At 69.9% G+C, this 20371-nt stretch carries 19 protein-coding genes; 1 reads left to right on the top strand and 18 read right to left on the bottom strand.

All coding sequences use genetic code 11. The features are described from left to right. Window positions 1–326: 326 nt before the first annotated feature. The 14 genes from tyrS to A5767_RS16440 form a co-directional block, all read right to left on the bottom strand. Window positions 327–1604, bottom strand: coding sequence for a tyrosine--tRNA ligase (tyrS, locus tag A5767_RS16505; RefSeq protein ID WP_039584040.1), 1278 nt, complete (start codon window positions 1602–1604; stop codon window positions 327–329). 15 nt (window positions 1605–1619) lie between these two features. After that, window positions 1620–2270, bottom strand: coding sequence for a DNA-3-methyladenine glycosylase (locus tag A5767_RS16500; RefSeq protein ID WP_039584039.1), 651 nt, complete (start codon window positions 2268–2270; stop codon window positions 1620–1622). Further along, window positions 2255–2476, bottom strand: a complete 222-nt coding sequence (locus A5767_RS16495; protein WP_039584036.1) for a Trm112 family protein — start codon at window positions 2474–2476, stop codon at window positions 2255–2257. Before A5767_RS16495 ends, A5767_RS16500 begins: the two co-directional genes overlap by 16 nt. 39 nt (window positions 2477–2515) lie before the next feature. Then, on the bottom strand, window positions 2516–5500 hold the full coding sequence (locus A5767_RS16490) for an AMP-binding protein (protein WP_006554817.1): 2985 nt from the start codon (window positions 5498–5500) through the stop codon (window positions 2516–2518). A gap of 153 nt (window positions 5501–5653) precedes the next feature. Beyond that, window positions 5654–7075: an argininosuccinate lyase gene (gene argH / locus A5767_RS16485; protein ID WP_064852721.1), complete on the bottom strand. Its 1422-nt coding sequence runs from the start codon at window positions 7073–7075 to the stop codon at window positions 5654–5656. Between the two features lie 2 nt (window positions 7076–7077). Continuing rightward, on the bottom strand, window positions 7078–8277 hold the full coding sequence (locus A5767_RS16480) for an argininosuccinate synthase (protein WP_006554815.1): 1200 nt from the start codon (window positions 8275–8277) through the stop codon (window positions 7078–7080). A 47-nt stretch (window positions 8278–8324) separates the two neighbouring features. Further along, window positions 8325–8834 (bottom strand): arginine repressor, encoded by a 510-nt coding sequence (locus A5767_RS16475; protein WP_019289632.1) that lies wholly within the window; start codon window positions 8832–8834, stop codon window positions 8325–8327. 2 nt (window positions 8835–8836) lie between these two features. Further along, window positions 8837–9766, bottom strand: a complete 930-nt coding sequence (gene argF / locus A5767_RS16470; RefSeq protein ID WP_006554813.1) for an ornithine carbamoyltransferase — start codon at window positions 9764–9766, stop codon at window positions 8837–8839. A 6-nt stretch (window positions 9767–9772) separates the two neighbouring features. Beyond that, window positions 9773–10960 carry an acetylornithine transaminase gene (locus tag A5767_RS16465; RefSeq protein WP_019289633.1) on the bottom strand — a complete coding sequence of 396 codons (1188 nt, stop codon included), beginning with the start codon at window positions 10958–10960 and terminating at the stop codon, window positions 9773–9775. Continuing rightward, window positions 10957–11895, bottom strand: coding sequence for an acetylglutamate kinase (argB, locus tag A5767_RS16460; RefSeq protein WP_006554811.1), 939 nt, complete (start codon window positions 11893–11895; stop codon window positions 10957–10959). The genes A5767_RS16465 and argB overlap by 4 nt, the downstream gene beginning before the upstream one ends. After that, window positions 11892–13142: a bifunctional glutamate N-acetyltransferase/amino-acid acetyltransferase ArgJ gene (argJ, locus tag A5767_RS16455; protein WP_019289635.1), complete on the bottom strand. Its 1251-nt coding sequence runs from the start codon at window positions 13140–13142 to the stop codon at window positions 11892–11894. Before argJ ends, argB begins: the two co-directional genes overlap by 4 nt. Beyond that, window positions 13139–14212 (bottom strand): N-acetyl-gamma-glutamyl-phosphate reductase, encoded by a 1074-nt coding sequence (gene argC / locus A5767_RS16450; RefSeq protein ID WP_064852720.1) that lies wholly within the window; start codon window positions 14210–14212, stop codon window positions 13139–13141. The genes argJ and argC overlap by 4 nt, the downstream gene beginning before the upstream one ends. A gap of 59 nt (window positions 14213–14271) precedes the next feature. Continuing rightward, window positions 14272–14772, bottom strand: coding sequence for a PspA/IM30 family protein (locus tag A5767_RS16445; RefSeq protein WP_006553971.1), 501 nt, complete (start codon window positions 14770–14772; stop codon window positions 14272–14274). Then, on the bottom strand, window positions 14769–15005 hold the full coding sequence (locus tag A5767_RS16440; protein ID WP_197483262.1) for a hypothetical protein: 237 nt from the start codon (window positions 15003–15005) through the stop codon (window positions 14769–14771). Before A5767_RS16440 ends, A5767_RS16445 begins: the two co-directional genes overlap by 4 nt. 1 nt (window position 15006) lies before the next feature. Here A5767_RS16440 and A5767_RS16435 point away from each other — a divergent pair, with 1 nt between their 5' ends. Beyond that, complete coding sequence (locus A5767_RS16435) at window positions 15007–15414, top strand: AsnC family protein (RefSeq protein WP_175427974.1); 408 nt, start codon at window positions 15007–15009, stop codon at window positions 15412–15414. On the opposite strand, the gene pheT is transcribed toward A5767_RS16435, so the two are convergent. The 4 genes from pheT to rplT all read right to left on the bottom strand — a co-directional run bounded on the left by pheT (window position 15403) and on the right by rplT (window position 20334). Then, complete coding sequence (gene pheT, locus A5767_RS16430) at window positions 15403–17889, bottom strand: phenylalanine--tRNA ligase subunit beta (RefSeq protein WP_019289639.1); 2487 nt, start codon at window positions 17887–17889, stop codon at window positions 15403–15405. The two genes, A5767_RS16435 and pheT, sit on opposite strands and share 12 nt — an antisense overlap. A 59-nt stretch (window positions 17890–17948) precedes the next feature. Continuing rightward, complete coding sequence (gene pheS / locus A5767_RS16425; protein WP_064852719.1) at window positions 17949–19019, bottom strand: phenylalanine--tRNA ligase subunit alpha; 1071 nt, start codon at window positions 19017–19019, stop codon at window positions 17949–17951. Window positions 19020–19102: 83 nt separating this feature from the next. After that, window positions 19103–19915: a TrmH family RNA methyltransferase gene (locus tag A5767_RS16420; RefSeq protein WP_006553976.1), complete on the bottom strand. Its 813-nt coding sequence runs from the start codon at window positions 19913–19915 to the stop codon at window positions 19103–19105. 38 nt (window positions 19916–19953) lie between these two features. Next, entirely contained in the window at window positions 19954–20334 is a 381-nt protein-coding gene (gene rplT, locus A5767_RS16415; protein WP_006553977.1) for a 50S ribosomal protein L20, read from the bottom strand. Window positions 20335–20371 lie beyond the last annotated feature (37 nt).

Below are 20371 nucleotides of genomic sequence, written 5' to 3'. Positions count from 1 at the left end.
GGAGTACCAAAAATATTTGGCACTGACATTCATCGGCACACTGTTGAGTTCTCAAAGAACACGCACACATCATCACGTTACCGGACACCTGTCCGGCTCGCTCCGAGGCAACCGTTCCAAGCTATCACGTCCGATTTCAGGGCCGCAAATCGTTGCTTTCCCGTTCTCTTCTGTGAGAGCCGATCGATGCGACATCGAACATGCCTGTTTCCGAACCTCTCGGTCCGGCGGGCTGTTCGGTGTCGCTCGAACGACGACTAAGTTACGCCGACGCTAACGCGCCGTCAAACCCGCTGGTCAGGGGCTCGCCAGCGTCGGCAAAGGCCTCAGTCGCGGACGACTCGCACACCGGCGAAGTTCCGCTTGCCCCGACGCAGGACGAGCCAGCGTCCGTGCAGCAGCTCTCCGTCGCGCGGGGTCCACCCCTCCGAGGCGATACGGACGTTGTTGACCGACGCGCCGCCTTCCTTGATGGTGCGACGCGCAGCTCCCTTGCTCTCGCACAGCCCCGACGCGACGAGCAGGTCGATGATCGTGTCCGGCTCGCCGGCGCGGAGCTCCGTCACGGATGCCTCGGTCAGGGCGGCCGCGAGCGTGGGCTCGTCCAGCTCGCCCAGCTCGCCTCGCCCGAAGAGGGCGCGGCTGGCCAACTCGACCGCTGCGGTGTTGTGCGCTCCGTGCACGAGCGTGGTCATCTCGGCAGCGAGTCGCTTCTGGGCCTCCCGTGCGTGCGGACGCTCCGTGGTGGCGGTCTCGAGTTCGGCGAGTTCGTCCTTGTCGAGAAAGGTGAACCAGCGCAGGTACTTCATGACGTCGGCGTCGGCAGCGTTGACGAAGTACTGGTACCAGGCGTACGGGCTCGTCATCTCCGGGTCGAGCCACAAGCTGCCACCACCGGTGGACTTGCCGAACTTCTTGCCGTCGGACGAGGTCACGAGCGGGACGGTCAAGGCGTGCACACTCTCGCCGTCGGTACGGCGGTTGAGCTCGACGCCGGCGATGATATTGCCCCACTGATCGGAACCACCGACCTGCAGCGCACATCCGTACTCGCGGCGGAGCTGCACGTAGTCGTTGGCCTGCAGGAGCATGTAGCTGAACTCGGTGTACGAGATGCCGTCACCTTCGAGGCGGCGCTTGACGGTGTCGCGGGCGAGCATCACGTTGATCGAGAAGTGCTTCCCGATGTCGCGCAGGAAGTCGATCGCGGACAGCTTTCCGGTCCAGTCGAGGTTGTTCACGACCACGGCTCCCGTCGGGGAGTCGTCGAAGTCGACGAACCGCTCGAGCTGCCCACGGATCCGCCCTGCCCACTCGGCGACGGTGTCGGCGGAGTTCATGGTGCGCTCCCCCACGTCCCGCGGGTCACCGATCATGCCGGTCGCGCCACCTGCGAGAACGATGGGCCGATGGCCGGCGCGCTGGAAACGCTTGAGTGCGAGGAGCGGAACGAGGTGACCGGCGTGCAGGCTCGGGCCGGTCGGATCGAAACCGGCATAGAGGGTGATCGGACCCTTGTCGAGTTCGCCTCGAAGTGCGTCGAGATCGGTCGATTGCGCGATGAGCCCGCGCCAGGTCAGTTCGTCGAGAATGTGCTCAGTCACCGTTCGATCATCCCATCACGCTCGAGGCGCAGCGGGCGCGCGTGGGCTGCGCCGGTACGCGGAGACCCCGATCGCCCCGGGAACCCACAACCGCCACGGTCTGTCGGCCGCCACGCTGATCCCCACCCGCGGTCCCCGCGCGGCCTCCCCGACCAGCGGTTCGGCCGGGAGTTCCACCCGCACCCGAGCGTCGGAACCATCCACGTCGATGCCGTTGTCGGCCAGATCGAGACCGAGCGAAGCAGCGAGATTGCCCGGACCGCGCGCAAGGTTCGCGAACGGCGTGCCGGACGTGCGCCGGGAACGGACGGCCTGCTCCCCCGCGATCACCTCACCACCGCGCAACAGCACCGCCGCAGCGGTGCCGTCGGGACCGAGGGAGACGTTCGCGCAGAAGTGCAGTCCGTAACTGCGGTAGACGTACAGATGTCCCGCTGGTCCGAACATGACCGAATTGCGCGGGGTCGGTCCGCGGTACGAGTGCGCGGCGGGGTCCGGCCACGGTCCGTCCTCGGGGCCGCCGTAGGCCTCGACCTCCGTCAGCAGGACGGCGGTCTCCCCCACTCGGATGGTTGCTCCGAGCAGCGCTTCGGCGGCCTCGACCGGATCGAGTCTTTCGAGTTCGCCGCGGACGGATCGATGATTGCGGCTCAGTCGGTGCTCCATCCGGCGACACCGCGCGCGGTGAAGTCCTCGTGCTCGGCGTCGCTGACCTCCCGCGCCTCGTCGACGAGGAGGACGGGAATACCGCTCTCGATCGGATACGCCCGCCGCAGTCGCGGGTTGTACAGGACGGCGTCGTCGACGAGAAGCAACGGCCCCTTGTCCTCCGGACAGGCCAGAATGCTCAGCAACGTGGGATCGACAGCCACGGATGTCCTTTCGAAGGGCGGAACCGAACCGGACCCAGGCTACCGCGCCCCGGCGGGCGAACCGGCCGTGCCCGCCTTCCACGCCGTGGCCACGGCTTTGGTGAACCGCTTGTACGTCCCGGTGTCGGGGTTCAGGTACCAGGTACGGACGGTGGGCACGGGCAATCCCTGTTCGCGCAGACGATCGGCGGACGGGCGATAGGACGGGCCCAACGGGATGTCGGGCACGACGTGCACGAGATCGGGTCGCTCGTCGGCCGAGACCGAGTCGAACGCCGCAGTGATCTCCGCGGCCGTCGGTGCACGGTTGCCCCGCAGCGAGCAGCCGGCCACTGCGATGTCGCGACCTCCCACCGAGATGCCGTAGGCGACGGCGAGATCGACACGCGGGATCGCTTCGAGCACGTCCGCCACGCTCTGGGTGAAAACCGGGCCGTGGAAGGTGGGAATCACCGTCCCCCGACTGTCGAGCAACCAGTAGTCGCCGTCGTCGTCGCGTCGGAACAGGTTGTCGGTGGGCACCCACACGTCGCCCGGTTCGAACACGCCGCGCATCACACCGGTGATTGCCGAGGCTGCGGGACCGGGTCTGCCGAGCAGCAGTCCGACCTCGCCGACCTGAGCCTCCCGCACGAAGCCGCGTTCGTCCTCCACGAGTCGGCCGACGCCGGCGTCGTAGGCAGCGAGGCGCACATCGGCGCTACCGGGCAACGGCCGGCCCTTCGAGCCGATCTTCGAACCGGAGACGTTCGCGAGCACGACGTCGCCCTCGGTCGACGCGTAGAACTCGAGAACCCGGGCGGGCTCAAACCGGTCGAGCGTGCGGCGCCACAGGCCCGGTGGCATGCCGGAACCGATGAACAACCGGATGGGATGGATGGCGTCGATGTGCAGCGACGGGCTGTCGAGCACCTCACGCATCATCGACCAGGTATAGGTGACGACGGTGACGCCGTAGCGGTGCACTTCGTCGCTGAAGAGCGACGGATTCAACCCGCGCGACAGTGCGATACGCGCCCCGCCCGCGAGCGCCCCGCCGAAACTGACCAGCAGACCGGACGAATGATGCAGGGGCGCAAGGCAGTACATGGTGTCACCGCGGCCGAGCGAGGCGGCGGTGGCGGTACCGAAGGCCGACAGCGCCCACCGGTAGTTGGTGACCCGCCGCACCGCGAGCGTGTCGCCACCACCGGAGAACAGGATGAATGCGAGTTCGCGCGCGAGTCCGGGATCGGGGACGTACCAGCCCGGCAGTTGCACGGAGGAGATGTCGAGTCGTTCGAGATCGACGACGTCGGCGCCGGGCTCGACGTCGAGGTCGCGGACGTCGCCGCCGCCGAGGACCAGCACGGGAAGACCGGTCGCGACGGCCGCGTCGAGGTTCTCGGGATCGGCGACGATCTTTTCGACACCGCCCAGTCGCACGGCCTCGGCGATGTCCGGTCCCGGCGGGATGAGGGCGGAGACGGCGCCGAGGCGGGAGATCGCCGCGACCGCCGCCATTGCGCTGGGGCGCACGTCCATGAGGATGCCGACGTGCATCGCGGGACGGATGCCGTTGTCGGCGAGCCCGAGGACGACGTTGTCGATCCGCCGGTTGACGGCCTCGAAGGTGTAGACCCGGTCCTCGAAGATGAAGCACTCCCGCTTCGGCGACTTGCGGCCGATCTCGGCGAGCAGACCGCCGACGGAGATGCGGGTGCGCGGCTGGATCTGCCCGAGCCGCGCGAGGCGGGGAAGGGCGCGGGCGGCCTCCCCGGTGAGATCGCGTGCGCCGCGGACGGCACCGACCGCGATCCCCGCGAGCCCCTTGCCGAGATCGGTCCCGACGTCGGCGAGCGTTGCGGCCGTGTGCGTGATGCGGGATGCGACCGAGACGCCCGTGCCCTCGTCGGTGGGGTTCGGCACCGCCATCGGCGCGATGCCGACGGGCCGGTCCCCGACGCCCTCGCGCCACTGCACCCATTCCCCGACCGACGGCCACGTCTGCTGGCCGGCGACACTGCCCACGACGAGTCCGAAATGACCTGCGCGCAAGGTGTATTCGTAGACCTCCGCGCGGGGTGCGGCCTTGCGGATGCCGCGCACGGCGAGCGGTTGCCCGATGTCGTCGACCTCGCCGACGACTGCGAGGACGGGACAGGTGATCTCGGCGAGGCTCACGGCCCGGTCATTGATGACGAACCCACCGCTGACCATGCGGTTGTGGGCGATGAACTGGCGCAGTACCTCCGCGACGGCGGGACCGGACCACGCCACCCATCCCTCGGTGTCGAGGAATCGGCGCTGCGGCTCGCGCGGCAACAGCGCCTCCCGGTCGTGGAGCTGGAGCAGGAAGTCGATGCGCGATCGCAGCGTCTTGACCGGATCGAGCAGCTGGAAGCCGGTGCGCGCCATCCATCCGGTGATCGCGAGGCGGTTGAAGACGTGGTCGGCAAGGAAGTCGGCGGAGTGGGTCGCGACGATCTCCGGGATCCCGAACGGCAGGGCGGCGAGGGTGTCGACCGGGCTGCCGAAGGTGATCAGGCTCGCGATGCCGCGGCTGCGCCGATAGGCCGCGACCTGATAGCAGAACATGCCACCCTGCGAGTATCCGCCGAGATGCACGTCGCGACCGGTGTAGGCACGGACGCAGTCGACGACCTCGTCGAGGGCGAGGATGTGATCGGTGAGGGTGCGCTTCCAGCCGCCCTCCTCCTGGTCGGGCGATCCGAAGTCCACGACCCAGGGATCGAGACCCGCTTCGTGGAGGCTGCCGACGGCGCCGGCGTCACGGGTGACGTCGTACACCTCGGCGGACACCATCATCGGTGGTACGAGAACGACGGGGATGCCCGTGGAGGCGGTGTCGGATTCGGGGAAGTACCGGCGGAGCCGGTACATGGAGGTGCGCTCGACGACCTGATAGGGCGACGACGACCGGCCGGGTTCGAGGCCACCGAAGCGCAGGACTTCGAGACCGTTCTGGGCAGTGGCGACGAGCCGTCGCACCGACTCGGTCACTACATCGGCGTCCAGTCCCACGGTCCGTTCCCCTTCTCGACGATGTATCCGCACCGGTCCCCGGCACCTGCGGTTCTACACCGGTACCCGCTGCATGCCGAGAGTATGTGCCAGCCTGCCACACGGCCCTCACCGTCCCGGGCAACTCGGGGTGTGCCCGGGACGGCAGGCGTGTCAGTCGCGAACCCGGTCGCGCAGTTGTGCCGCGGCGTCGCGCACGCGGCCGAGTTGCTCGGCCACCCGCACGCCCGCGGTGCCGCCGCGAGCGTCGCGCGAGGCGATGGAGCCTTCGACGGTGAGCACTTCCCGCACCTGCGGGGTCAGTGCCGGATCTACACCGGCCAACTCATCGTCTGTGAGGTCCTCGAGGCCGGCTCCGCGGCCTTCGGCGACCCGCACGCACGCCCCGGCCGCCTCGTGGGCGACGCGGAACGGCACACCCTGGCGGACCATCCACTCGGCGATGTCGGTCGCGAGGGTGAATCCGGCGGGTGCGAGCTCGGCCATGCGCTCGGTGTGGAAGGTCAGCGTCGAGACGAGCCCTGCGATCGCCGGGAGCAGCAGCTCGAGCTGTGCGACGGAGTCGAAGACCGGCTCCTTGTCCTCCTGCAGGTCGCGGTTGTAGGCCAACGGCTGCGCTTTGAGCGTGGCCAGCAGACCGGTGAGGTTGCCGATGAGGCGACCGGCCTTACCGCGGGTGAGCTCGGAGACGTCCGGGTTCTTCTTCTGCGGCATGATCGACGACCCGGTCGACCATTCGTCCGCGAGGGTGACGTACCCGAACTCGGGGGTGCTCCACAGGATGATCTCCTCCGCCATGCGGGAGAGGTCGACGGCGATCTGCGCGAACACGAACGCCGCTTCTGCAGCGAAGTCGCGGGAGCTGGTGGCGTCGATCGAGTTGTCCGCCGCCGAGTCGAAGCCCAGGTCGGCCGCAATCGCGTCGGGGTCGAGACCGAGCGACGATCCGGCGAGCGCTCCCGACCCATACGGCGAGACCGCCGCGCGCTTGTCGAAGTCGCGTAACCGGTCGACGTCGCGCAGCAACGGATGCGCATGGGCGAGCAGGTGGTGCGCGAGCAGCACGGGCTGCGCCGCCTGCAGGTGCGTCTTGCCCGGCATGACGGCATCGGGGTGCGCCGCGGCCTGGTCGGCGATCGCATCGACCACATCGAGGACACCGTCGGCGATGCGCCGCGCGCTGTCGCGCAGCCACATGCGGAACAGCGTCGCGACCTGGTCGTTGCGGGAGCGGCCCGCGCGGAGCCGGCCGCCGACCTCGGGGCCGACCCGTTCGATGAGTCCCCGTTCGAGCGCGCCGTGCACGTCCTCGTCGGACTCGGCGGGGCCGAACGCACCGGAGGCCACATCGGCGGCGAGCCGGTCGAGGCCGTCGAGCATCGTTGCGAGGTCGTCGTCGGTGAGGAGTCCGGCACGGTGCAGAACCTTGGCGTGGGCCTGGGAGGCGCGCACGTCGTACGGGGCGAGCGCCCAGTCGAAGTGCGTGGACTTGCTCAGCGCCGCCATGGCGGCGGCCGGTCCGGATGCGAACCGGCCGCCCCACAGGGCACCTTCGTTGGTGCCGTGAGCCGTCATGACTACAGGCCCAGATCGCGCTTCGCGGCGACCTTCGACGACAGGCCGTGGATCTGCACGAAGCCCTTGGCGTTGGACTGGTCGAAGCTGTCGCCCTCGTCGTAGGTGGCGAGGTTGAAGTCGTACAGCGACTCGGGGCTGCGACGGCCGTTGACGGTGATGTGTCCGCCGTGGAGCACCATGCGGATGTCGCCGGTGACGCGCTCCTGAGTGTTCTTGATGAAGGCGTCGAGGGCGGTCTTCAGCGGCGAGTACCACAGGCCGTCGTACACCAGCTCGCTCCAGCGCTCCTCGACGCGACGCTTGTAGCGGCCGAGTTCGCGCTCGAGGGTGACGTGCTCGAGTTCCTGGTGCGCGGTGATGAGGGCGATGGCGCCGGGGGCCTCGTAGATCTCGCGGCTCTTGATGCCGACGAGGCGGTCCTCGACCATGTCGAGGCGGCCCACACCCTGAGCGCCGGCGCGACGGTTGAGTTCCTGGATGGCCTCGAGGACGGTGACGTGCTTGCCGTCGATCGCGACGGGGCGACCGGCCTCGAAGCTGATGATCAGCTCGTCGGGGGCCTGCCAGTGGGCGGTGGGGTCCTCGGTGTAGTCGTAGACGTCCTTGGTGGGGGCGTTCCACAGGTCCTCGAGGAAGCCGGTCTCGACGGCGCGGCCCCAGACGTTCTGGTCGATGGAGAACGGCGAACGCTTGGTGACGTTGATGGGCAGGCCGTTCTCCTCGGCGAAGGCGATGGCCTTCTCACGGGTCCAGGCGTAGTCGCGGACCGGTGCGATGACCTGGAGGTCGGGTGCGAGGGCGCCGAAGCCGACCTCGAAGCGGACCTGATCGTTGCCCTTACCGGTGCAGCCGTGGGAGACGACGGTGCCACCGTGCTCGCGGGCGGCCTGCACGATGTGCTTGACGATCAGCGGGCGGCTGATGGCCGAGACGAGCGGGTAGCGATCCATGTAGAGCGCGTTGGCCTGGACGGTGGGCAGGCAGTACTCGTTGGCGAACTCGTCCTTGGCGTCGACGACGATCGATTCGACGGCACCGCAGTCGAGGGCGCGCTGACGCACGACCTCCATGTCCTCGCCACCCTGGCCGAGGTCGATGGCCACGGCGACGACCTCCTTGCCGGTCTCCTTGCCGATCCAGCTGATGGCGACGGAGGTGTCCAGCCCGCCCGAATAGGCGAGTACGACGCGTTCGGCCATTGTCTTTGTGCTCCTTCGTATTTCGACGTGCGTCTATGAGTGGTAGGTCAGGCGAGTGATTCGATTTTCGCGGCCAGTTCGGCTCCCGTCGTCGGTTCGCGGGCGATGACCGCGATGGTGTCGTCGCCGGCGATCGTTCCGACCACCTCGGGTAATGATGCCCGATCGAGTGCACTGGCCAGATAGTGCGCCGCCCCCGGCGGGGTGCGCAGCACGGCGATGTTGCCGCTGGAGTCGGTGGACACCAGCAGTTCGCCGAGCAACCGGGACAGGCGGTCGGTGCCTCCGGTCACGCCGCGCACAGGGCTGCCGTCCTCCGGGACGACGTACACCCCGGCGCCCCCATCGGCCGCGCGGAGCTTGACGGCGCCGAGTTCCTCGAGGTCGCGGGACAGGGTGGCGGTGGACACCTCGATGCTGTCCTCGGCGAGGAGTGCGGCGAGTTCGGTGTGGCTGCGCACCGGGTGCGCGGCGAGGAGTGCGACTATGCGGGCCTGCCGCGCCGCGCGCGTCGGCGCCGTCGCCGCACTGTCCGCATGGTTCGCCGCGGTGCTCACGGTCAGCTCCGGCTCTGCTCGAGCAGCCACACCAGCAGGGCCTTCTGTGCGTGGAGGCGGTTCTCGGCTTCGTCCCACACCACAGACCGCGGTCCGTCGATGACCTCGGCGGTGATCTCCTTGCCGCGGTAGGCCGGCAGGCAGTGCAGCACGATCGCGTCGGTGTCGGCAAGGGAGACGAGGTCGTCGTTCAGCTGGAACGGCCGGAAGGGTGCCTCGCGATCCTTGCCGTCGTCCTCCTGCCCCATCGACACCCAGGTGTCGGTGACGAGCACATCGGCGCCGCTGGCTCCGGTACGCGGGTCGTCGGTGACGGTGACGCTGCCGCCGGTCTCCTCTGCCCGTGCGCGGCTCGCGTCGACGACCTGCGAGTCGGGGGTGAACCCGGCCGGGGACGCGATGGTCACGTGCATGCCGGCGGTGACGCCGCCGAGCATCAGCGAGTGCGCCATGTTGTTGGCGCCGTCGCCGAAGTAGGTCATCCGCAGGCCCGCGGTGGCGCCCTTGTTCTCGCGGATGGTCTGCAGGTCGGCGAGGACCTGGCAGGGGTGGAAAGTGTCGGTGAGCGCGTTGACGACGGGCACGGTCGAGTGCTCGGCGAGCGTCTCGATGCGGTCCTGGCCGTAGGTGCGCCACACGACCGCTTCGGTGAACCGGGAGAACATCCGGGCGGTGTCCTCGAGGGTCTCACCCTTCCCGATCTGGGTGGAGCCGGTGTCGACGACGACGGCGTGCCCGCCGAGTTGGGCGATGCCGGCGTCGAAGGAGAAGCGGGTGCGGGTGGAGGTCTTGTCGAACAGCACGGCGACGCTGAGGGGCCCTTCGAGGGGGCGGCGGGACAGCGGCGCCTTCTTCAGTTCGGCGGCGAGTTCGAGCACCTCGGTCTGTTCGGCCGGGGTGAGGTCGTCGTCGCGCAGGAAATGGCGGAGCACGGGTCGTCAGTTCCCTTCCCGGTCGGCGGTGTCGAGGACGGCGGGCAGCGCCGTCACGAAGCTCTCGGCCTGCTGTTCGGTGAGGATCAGCGGGGGCGCGAGGCGGATCACGTCCGGTGCGGCGGCGTTGACGAGGAAACCGGCCTCGCGGGCGGCGGTCTCGACGGCCGGCGCCTTCGCGGCGGTGAGGACGACACCGAGGAGCAGCCCGGAGCCGCGCACGTGCGAGACGAGCGGGTGCCCGAGTTCCTCGATGCCGGCGGCGAGGGTCTTCCCGACGGTGTTCACGTGGTCGAGCAGGTTGTGCTCGTCGATCGTGCGCAGCACCGCGAGGGCGGCCGCGGCGCACACCGGGTTGCCACCGAAGGTGGTGCCGTGCTTGCCGGGCCGGAACAGCTCGGCGGCCGGACCGGTGGCGAGGACCGCACCGATGGGCAGTCCGCCGCCGAGGCCCTTGGCGAGGGTCATCACATCGGGGGTGATGCCCGCTGCCTGGTGGGCGAAGAAGGTACCGGTGCGGGCGATACCGGTCTGGACTTCGTCGAGCACGAGCAGGGCGCCGCGTTCGGTGGTGATGCGACGCGCGCCGGCGAGATAACCCTCGGGCGGGACGACGACGCCGGATTCGCCCATGATCGGTTCGAGGAAGACGGCGGCGGTGTTCTCGTCCACCGCGGCCTCGAGGGCGTCGAGGTCGCCGTAGGGCACGAACTCGACGCCGGCGGGCATCGGTTCGAAGGGGGCGCGCTTGTCGGGCTGGCCGGTCAGGGCGAGGGCGCCCATGGTGCGGCCGTGGAAGGCCTTCTCGCACGCGACGATCCTCGGCCGTCCGGTGAGCCGGGCGATCTTGAAGGCCGCCTCGTTGGCCTCGGTGCCGGAATTGCAGAAGAAGGCGCGGCCCTCGTGACCGAAGCGATCGAGGAGCTTCTCGGCGAGTTCGAGCACCGGCGGCGAGGCGTACAGGTTCGACACGTGGCCGAGCTGGTTCAGCTGGGCGGTGACGGCCTCGATGATCGCCGGGTGGCGGTGGCCGAGGCTGTTGACGGCGATGCCGCCGAGCAGGTCGAGGTACTGCTTGCCGTCGGCGTCGGTGAGCACGGCACCGTCGCCCGCGACCAGCGCGACCTTGGGCACGCCGTAGTTGTTCATCAGCGAACCCGCCCAGCGCTGCTGGAGGTCGGACGTGCCGGTCATGCGGGGCCTTCCTTCTCGGAGGACGGCACCACCATGGTGCCGATGCCTTCTTCGGTGAACAGTTCGAGGAGCACGGAGTGCGGCTGGCGCCCGTCGATGACGTGCGCGGTGGGCACTCCCCCCTGAACGGCGCGCAGGCACGCCTCCATCTTCGGGACCATGCCGGAGTCGAGCGACGGCAGCAGCGCGGTAAGCGCGTCGGCGTCGATCCGCGAGGTGAGCGAGCTGCGGTCGGGCCAGTTCGTGTAGAGGCCTTCGACGTCGGTGAGCACGACCAGCTTCTCCGCGCCGAGCGCTTCGGCAAGGGCGGCCGCGGCGGTGTCGGCGTTGATGTTGTGCACCACGCCGTCGGCGTCGGGCGCGATCGTGGAGACGACGGGGATGCGCCCGGCGGCGATGAGGTCGAGCACCGCGCCGGGGTCGACGCTGGTGACGTCGCCGACGAGCCCGATGTCGGTGGCCTCGCCGTCGACGACGACCGTGCGGCGGGTCGCGGTGAACAGTCCGGCGTCCTCGCCGGAGGTGCCGACGGCGTAGGGGCCGTGGCTGTTGATCAGGCCGACGAGTTCGCGTCCGACCTGCCCGAAGAGCACCATCCGCACGACGTCCATGACCTCGGGGGTGGTGACACGGAAGCCGCCGCGGAATTCACCTGCGAGGCCGAGTCGCTCGAGCATGGCGTTGATCTGCGGGCCGCCGCCGTGCACGACGACGGGGTGGATGCCGACGGTGCGCAGGAACGCCATGTCGGCGGCGAAGGCGGTCTTGAGGGTGTCGTCGATCATGGCGTTGCCGCCGTACTTGACGACGACGATCTTGTCGCGGAACTTCTGCAGCCACGGCAGGGCCTCGGCGAGGACGAACGCCTTCTGGTGCGAGGTGAGGTCGGCGATCAGTGCGTCGGTCACGTCGTCTCCTGTGTTCGTTCCGGTCACGACGAGTACGCCGAGTTCTCTTCGACGTAGGCGTGCGAGAGGTCGGTGGTGCGGATGGACACCTGCGCGTTGCCGAGGCCGAGGTCGATGTCGAGTGCGATGTCGGCCGCGGACAGGTCGACCTCGCGGGCGCCGGGCGCACCGACACCGTCGATGCACACCGGGTTGCCGTTGAACGACACGGAGATCTTGTCGGGGTCGAGTTCGATCGGGGCGATGCCGATGGCGGCGAGCACGCGGCCCCAGTTTGGGTCGGAGCCGAACAGTGCGGTCTTGACGAGGCTGTCGCGGGCGACGGTGCGGGCACCGATCAGGGCGTCGTCCTCGCTGGCGGCGCCGCGGACGGTGACGGTGACCCGCTTGGTGACGCCCTCGGCGTCGGCCATCATCTGCTCGGCGAGGTCGTCGCACACGGCGAGGACGGCGGCGTTGAGCTCGTCCTGGCTCGGGGTGATCCCGCTCGCGCCGGAGGCCAGCAGCAGCACGGTGTCGTTGGTGGAGGTCGCGCCGTCGACGTCGAGGCGGTCGAAGGTGAGCCGGGACGCGTGGCGCAGCGCGGTGTCGAGCTGATCGGCGGTCGCGACGGCGTCGGTGGTGACCACGCACAGCATCGTCGCCAGGGCGGGGGCGAGCATGCCGGCGCCCTTGGCCATGCCGCCGACGTTCCACTTGTCGGCGTGGTGCAGGGCGGCCTGCTTGGGCACGGTGTCGGTGGTCATGATCGCGTAGGCGGCGTCGGTGCCACCGGAGATGCCTCCGGCGAGTTCGTGGACGATCTCCTGCACCCCGGAGAGCACCTTGTCCATCGGCAGACGGTCGCCGATCAGGCCGGTCGAGCACACGGCGACCTCACCGGCACCGGTCTCGGTGCCCCAGTTGCTCAGGGCGTCGGCGACGGCCTCGGCGGTGGCGTGGGTGTCCTGGAAACCACCGGCGCCGGTGCACGCGTTGGCGCCGCCGGAGTTGAGGATCACCGCGCGCAGGCTGCCGGACTTCAGCACCTGCTGGGACCACAGGACGGGGGCGGCCTTGACCTTGTTGGTGGTGAACACACCGGCGGCGGTGAGTTCGGGGCCCTCGTTGACCACGAGCGCGAGGTCCTGTCTGCCCGAGACCTTGATGCCGGCGGGGATGCCGGCGGCCCGGAAGCCGGCGGGACTGGTGACACCCTGGGTGCGGATCAGGCGTCCCCCGGCGATCTCGGTGGCGCCGGTGTAGACGTCGTCTGCGTACTTGTTCTCGGTCACGGAGCCACTCCCACGGTGGACAGGCCGGCGGTCTCGGGCAGGCCGAGTGCCAGGTTCATCGATTGCACGGCGGCACCGGCGGTGCCCTTGGTGAGGTTGTCGAGCGCGGCGACGACGATGAGCAGTCCGGCGTCGGTGTCGACGGTGACGGCGATCTGGACGGCGTTCGAGCCGACCACCGCGCCGGTGGCCGGTAGTGCGCCTTCCGGCAGCAGCTGCACGAACGGTTCGTCGGCGTAGGCCTTCTCGTAGACGGCGCGGGCCTCGGCGGCGGTCACCGTGGTCGGTGCGGTGCAGGTCGCGAGGATGCCGCGCGGCATGGGCGCGAGGACCGGGGTGAACGAGACCTTCACGTCGGTGTCGGCAAGAGCGGAGAGGTTCTGCTTGATCTCCGGGGTGTGCCGGTGGGCGCCGCCGACGCTGTAGGCGCGGACCGAGCCCATGACCTCGGAGCCGAGCAGGTCGACCTTCGGGGACTTCCCGGCGCCGGAGGTGCCGGAGACGGCCACGACGTTCACGACGGGTTCGACGATGCCGGCGGCGACGGCCGGTGCGAGTGCGAGCAAGGCGGAGGTCGGGTAGCAACCGGGGACCGCGATGCGGGTGGCGCCGACGAGGGCGTCGCGCTTGCCGGGCAGCTCGGGCATGCCGTAGGGCCAGGTGCCGGCGTGGTCGCTGCCGTACCAGCGCTGCCAGTCGGCGGCGTTCTCGAGCCGGAAGTCGGCGCCACAGTCGATGACGACGGTCGTCTCGGGCAGCTGCTCGGCGATCACGGCGGAGTGGCCGTGCGGCAGGCCGAGGAAGACGACGTCGTGCCCGAGCAGGGTGTCGATGTCGGTGGCGCCGAGCACGCGGTCGGCGAGCGGCAGCAGATGGGGATGGAACTCGCGCAGGGTGGCGCCCGCGTTACCCCCGGCGGTGAGCGCGCCGATGACGAGCGAGCCGTCCTGGTAGGCGGGGTGGCCGAGGAGCAGGCGCAGGATCTCGCCGCCCGCGTAGCCGCTGGCGCCGGCCACGGCGACCCGTAGCGGCGACTCGGAGGTGGCGGTGAAGTCCGGTGAAGTACCCATACGAATGATTATGCACTCTCATGCAAATCATTTCATAGGGGGTGTCCCTTTCGGAGGATTCACTCCGACCGCAACGACCGCCGGATCTCCGCGAGCCGGTCGGCAGCGGCCGCCTTGCGCTCCTCGTACTGCTCCTCGAGCGTGCGACCCGCACCCGTCGCGTGCGCGAGTTCCTCCGCGCCGAGCGCGGTCGCCGAACGCTGTTCGATCTTCTCACGCACCGATTCGAAGGTCGGCACCCCGTCCGCGGTGTATCCGGTGATCTCCTCGATCGTCGGTGCGCGGACCGGGCCGTCGACGGATCCGGTGTCGACGACACCCGGTTCGACGATCTCGGCGTCGTGGACCTGAGCGTCGTGGACGTCTTCCTCGCGTGGGGTCACGTCGGGATCGGGGCTCGGCTCCGGGTCGATCGGCGGCACGTCCGGGATGTCCGGGGCCGGGGGAATATCCGGCACCGTCGGCGTCTCCGGCCCGGCCGGGGTCACGTCGGGGACGGGCTGCTCCGGCTTGTCGGGCTCCTCGGGAGACGGCACCCGGCCGGCTTCGTCCTTGCTCATGCCTCCAGGCTACGTCGCTCGGCTGCCACTGAGTCCTCTTCGGCGCGAACCTGCAGATACGCCTCGAGGGCCTCCCGGCTCGTGTACCGCAGGGGCACACCGAGTTCCTCACGCAACCGCCGGTTGTCGAGCACCGGACGGTACTGCAGGAAGGCGACCCGCTCCGGGCCGTGCTCGGTCGATCCCCACGCGCGCCCGATCCTCAGGGCGAACTTCAGGACCGCGGCGGGCACCGTGAGAGTCTCGCGGTTCGTCATCGCGGCGATCTCGGGCACGGTGACCGTCGAGGTGCCGTGGGCGGGCGCCGACCTGGGGAAGCTGCCCGGCGTCGCGTCGATCCGCACCCACGTGGTCTCGGAATGGTTCACCGAGGGCGGGGCGTGGCGGCTGAACGCGCTCGGTCCGGGAGAGCGAGGGGAACTGACGTCGGGCTCCCGGCGGGTGGGTGAGCGGCGCGGACGCACGACGATCTCCGCCACCGATCGCGCGATCCTGTCGGCGCTCGCGGTCGACGGCCGCACCCCGATGCGCACCCTCGCGGAGATCGCCGGGCACATCCTCGACCGGGCGGTCCGCAAGGTCACCACGGTCCCGCCCGAGGTGTGGCTGCCGGGCGGGGACGCGGGCGGCTCAGGCGCGTAGTTCGGCACCGACCGCGGTGGCCGCGGCGGCCACCGCTGCCTCGCGGGCGGCGCTGGCCTCGTCCTCGGTGAGGGTGCGATCGAGGGCGCGGAAGCGCAGCGCGAACGCGAGGGACTTGCGGTTCTCCCCCAGCTGGGCGCCCTGATAGACGTCGAACAGACGGATGTCCTCGAGCAGCTCGCCGCCACCCGAGCGCAGGGCGCTCTCGACGTCGGCGGCCGGCACATTCGCGTCGACCACGACCGCGACGTCCTGCAGGACCGCCGGGAACGGCGAGACCACCGGCGCCGGAAGCGATTCCACGATCGGTAACGCGTCGAGGTCGAGTTCGAAGGCGCACGTGCGTGCGGGCAGACCGGCCCGTTCGATCACCGCGGGATGCAGTTCACCGGCGTGGCCGACGACGACCCCGTCGACAAGCAGTTCGGCGCAGCGGCCGGGATGCCAGGGCAGGTACTGCGCGGCGCGGCGCTCGAGGCGCACCCCGGCGGCACGTGCCACGGTCTCCGCGGCGGCGAAGGCATCGAAGGCATCGGCGGCGCGTCCCGTGCCCCACGGCCCGGCCGGTTCGCGCAAACCGGCGAGCACACCACCGACGTGGACCGGCTGCTTCGGCAGCGACCCTTCGAGCAGGGCGATCTCGTCGTCGGTGGGACGACGGTCGACCGGGAGCGCGTCGACCGGCTTGGTCTCGGAAGTGGGATGCACGACCTGCGCGATTGCGTAGAGCGACAGGTCGCGCTGGCCGCGCGAGACGTTGCGGCCGAGGATCTCGAGCAGGCCCGGCAGCAGCGTGGTGGCCAGCTCCGGACGATCGGCTTCGAGGGGGTTGAGCACCTTGGTGGTCACCCGGCGCGGGTCGTCGGCGTCGAGCTTCCAGGTATCGAACACGCCGGCCGGCAGGAACACCGGAGCCAGGACCTCGACATAGCCGTCGTGGGCGAGCGCGCGGGAGACGGCGCGGCGGCGCTTCTGCGTGGCCGTGAGACCGCGGCCGGCGGGAGCGGTGGGCAGCACCGACGGGATCTGCTCGAGGCCTTCGAGGCGCAGCACCTCCTCGACCAGGTCGGCAGGCTGACGCAGGTCGGGGCGCCAGGTCGGCGGGGTGACGACGAGCTGGCCGTGGCCGTCCTCGCCGACACCGACCTCGACCGCGCATCCGATCTGCGTGAGACGGCGGGCAGCGGTGCCGTTCGGGTAGCTCACCCCGGCCATGCGGTCGGGCAGGTCGATGTCCATGCGGATCGTCGGACTCTCGGTGGGCACGACGATGTCGGTGAGGGTCGACTCCACGCGGCCGCCGGCGATCTCGACGAGCAGGCTCGCGGCCCGGTCGAGCGCGGCGCGGGCCAGGGCCGGATCGACGGTGCGCTCGAAACGCTTGCCCGCCTCGCTGCTGACCTTGTGCCGACGGTTGCCGCGGAAGACGGCGAGCGGATCCCAGGCGGCGGCCTCGAGCAGCACGTCGGTGGTGCTGTCGCCGACCTCGGTGGTCGCGCCGCCCATGATGCCGGCGAGGGAGATCACCCCGGAGTCGTCGGTGATGACGACGTCCTCCGGATCGAGATCGCGCTCGACACCGTCGAGGGTGGTGAGCTTCTCCCCTGCCCGGGCGCGTCGCACGACCAGCTCACCCTGCAGGCTGGCGGCGTCGAAGGCGTGCAGCGGCTGGCCGAGTTCGAGCATGACGTAGTTGGTCACGTCGACGGCCGGGGAGATCGGGCGGACACCGGCGGTGTGCAGGCGGCGCTGCATCCACCACGGGGTGACGGCCTTCGGGTCGATGCCGGTGACGCGGCGTGCGGCAAACCGGGTGGCCTTCGTCTCGGACTCGAGCCGGATCGGGTAGGCCTCCCCGCCGTCGGACGGCAGTGCCGGCACGGCCGCGGGATCGGCGAATTCGAGGTCGAAGCCGCACGCGAGTTCGCGGGTGAGGCCGCGGACGGAGAAGCAGTATCCGCGGTCGGGGGTGATGTTCAGTTCGACGACGGTGTCGTCGAGACCGAGCAGATCGTTGGCGTCGGTGCCGGGTTCGGCCGTGCCGGGCTCGAGCACGAGGATGCCGGAGTGGTCCTTGCCGATGCCCAGCTCGGACAGCGAGCAGATCATGCCGTCGGAGATGTGCCCGTAGGTCTTGCGCGATGCGATGGCGAAGCCGCCGGGAAGCACGGCGCCGGGCAGGGCGGCGATGATGAGGTCGCCCTCGGCGAAGTTGCGGGCACCGCACACGATGCCGCGCGGTTCCTCCTCACCGACGTCAACCTTGCAGAAACGGATGGGCTTCTTGAATTCGGTGAGCTCGGTGATCTCCACGACCCGTCCGACGACGAGGTTGTCGATGCGGCCGAGGGTCTCGATGTCCTCGACCTCGAGTCCGACCCGGACGAATCCCGCGTCGAGTTCCTCGGCGGTGACGTTCCACTCCGGGGTGGCGCGCTGCAGGATCTCGGTCAGCCAGGACTGCGCTACTCGCACTTGTGCTCAGCTCTTTCGTTCGGTCGTCGGTCGGTGGAGTCGGTGTCGGGAGCGGGCTGTCAGCCCTGCACGCCGAACGGCAGGGTGAAGCGCACGTCGCCCTCGACGATGTCGCGCATGTCGGGGATGCCGTTGCGGAACTGCAGGGTGCGTTCGAGGCCCATTCCGAACGCGAACCCGGTGTACACGTCGGGGTCGATGCCCGAGGCCCGGAGCACATTGGGGTTGACCATGCCGCAGCCGCCCCACTCGACCCAGCCGGCGCCGCCCTTCTTGTTCGGGAACCACACGTCCACCTCGGCGGACGGTTCGGTGAACGGGAAGTAGTTCGGGCGCATCCGGGTGCGGGTCTCCGGCCCGAACAGCGCCCGCGCGAACGCGTCGAGGGTGCCGCGCAGGTGCGCCATGGTCAGGCCCTTGTCGACGGCGAGACCCTCGACCTGCGAGAAGACCGGGGTGTGGGTGGCGTCGAGTTCGTCGGTGCGGAAGGTGCGGCCGGGGCACACGACGTAGATCGGGATGTCGCGGTGCAGCATGGTGCGGACCTGCACGGGCGAGGTGTGGGTGCGCAGCACCTGCCGCGAACCCTCCGGGGCGATGTGGAAGGTGTCCTGCATCGTGCGCGCCGGATGGTCGGGCAGAAAGTTCAGGGCGTCGAAGTTGAAATGCTCGGTCTCGACCTCGGGGCCTTCGGCGACCTCCCAGCCCATCGCGACGAAGACGTCGGCGACCTCGTCGGAGATGATCGAGATCGGGTGGCGGGCGCCGAGCGCGCGGCGGGTCGCGGGAAGGGTGACGTCGACGGCTTCGGCGACGAGGACCGCGGCGTCGCGTTCGGCCTGCAGCACGGCCTTGCGGTCGTCGAAGGCGGCCTGCGCGCTGGTGCGGTGGGCGTTGACCCGCTTGCCGGCGTCGGCGCGCTCGTTGCCGGGCAGCGAGCCGAGGGCGCGCTTGGCGAGGGAGATGGGCGCCTTGTCGCCGAGGTGGTCGATCTTCGCCTGGGCGAGTTCGTCGAGGTCGGTCGCAGCGGCGAACGCGTCGATCGCGGACTTCTCGGCGGCGGTGAGCGCGTCCTCGGTCAGGGCGCTCGGATCGACTGCCGGCGGGGTCCCGCCCTCTTTCTTGGCCACGACCGGTGCATCTCCTTCTTCGGACGAACGGGTGATCTCGGTGGTGCGGTCCGGGCCGGAGGCCGCGGCGCACCCGGGAAATCCTATGTGATGGGCCGAGCGGCCCGATGTTGCACCCGCGCGCTCGCATACAGGCAGATCGAGGCGGCGGTGGCGAGGTTGAGCGATTCGGCGCGTCCGCGGATGGGGATGCGGACGCGGTGGTCGGCGCGGGCGGCGACCTGCGGATCGAGTCCGTGGGCCTCGTTGCCGAACAGCCACGCGGTGGGCGCGGCGAGCAACTCGTCGGCGTCGTCGAGGTCGATCTCCCCGTCGGCGGCCGTCGCGAGGATCTGCACGCCGGCCTCGGCGAGCGTGGCCAGTACCCGGTCGGTGTCGCGTTCGCGCGCGACCGGCAGGTGGAAGATGCTGCCGGCCGAGGAGCGCACGCACTTGCCGTTGTGCGGGTCGACGCTGTCGCCGGCGAGGACCACGGCGTCGGCGCCGACGGCGTCGGAGACGCGGATGAGGGTGCCGGCGTTGCCGGGTTCGGCGACCGCGACGGGCACGGCGAGCAGCCGCGACCGCGGGGTCACCGCTTCGGCGAGCGGCACGTCGAGGGTGTCGCACACAGCGACGAGGCCGGGCGGGGTGACGGTGTCGGACAGCCGGGCGGCGGCCCGCTCGGTGACGATCCCCACGCGCACACCCTTGTGGCGTGCTTCGTCGACGACCGTCGCGTACCGGCCGGCGGCCGCCTCGGTGACGAATAGTTCGTGCACGCGTGCAGCGGCGAGCGCCTCGGTGACGGAGTTCTCACCCTCGGCGAGGAACCGCCCGGTCTTGCGACGCTCGGCGGTCCGGAGCAGTTTCACAGCAGAAACGACCCGTGGTGTGCGCTCGGTGAGCGTGTCCACGGGTCGTTCCTGGATGTTGTCGTAGCTCAGGGCAGCACTCAGGCAGCCGGAGCGTTGACGTCGGCCGGAAGGGCAGCCTTGGCGACGGCCACGAGGCCGGCGAAGGCTTCAGCGTCGGAGACGGCGAGCTCGGCGAGGATCTTGCGGTCCACCTCGACACCGGCGGCCTTTAGGCCCTGGATGAAGCGGTTGTAGGTGATGTCGTTGGCGCGGGCAGCAGCGTTGATGCGGCTGATCCACAGCTTGCGGAAATCACCCTTGCGGGCGCGACGGTCGCGGTAGGCGTAGGTCAGCGAGTGAAGCTGCTGCTCCTTGGCCTTGCGGTACAGACGCGAGCGCTGTCCGCGGTAGCCCTTCGAGGCCTCGAGAATCGAACGACGCTTCTTCTGGGCGTTGACGGCCCTCTTCACGCGTGCCACTGGTTATGTGTCCTGTCAGAGTTCGGGGGACGAACGA

This window comes from Rhodococcus sp. 852002-51564_SCH6189132-a, from assembly GCF_001665495.1.
In the GTDB taxonomy this organism is placed as follows: domain Bacteria; phylum Actinomycetota; class Actinomycetes; order Mycobacteriales; family Mycobacteriaceae; genus Rhodococcus; species Rhodococcus pyridinivorans.
This window is presented reverse-complemented; position numbering and strand designations above follow the sequence as displayed.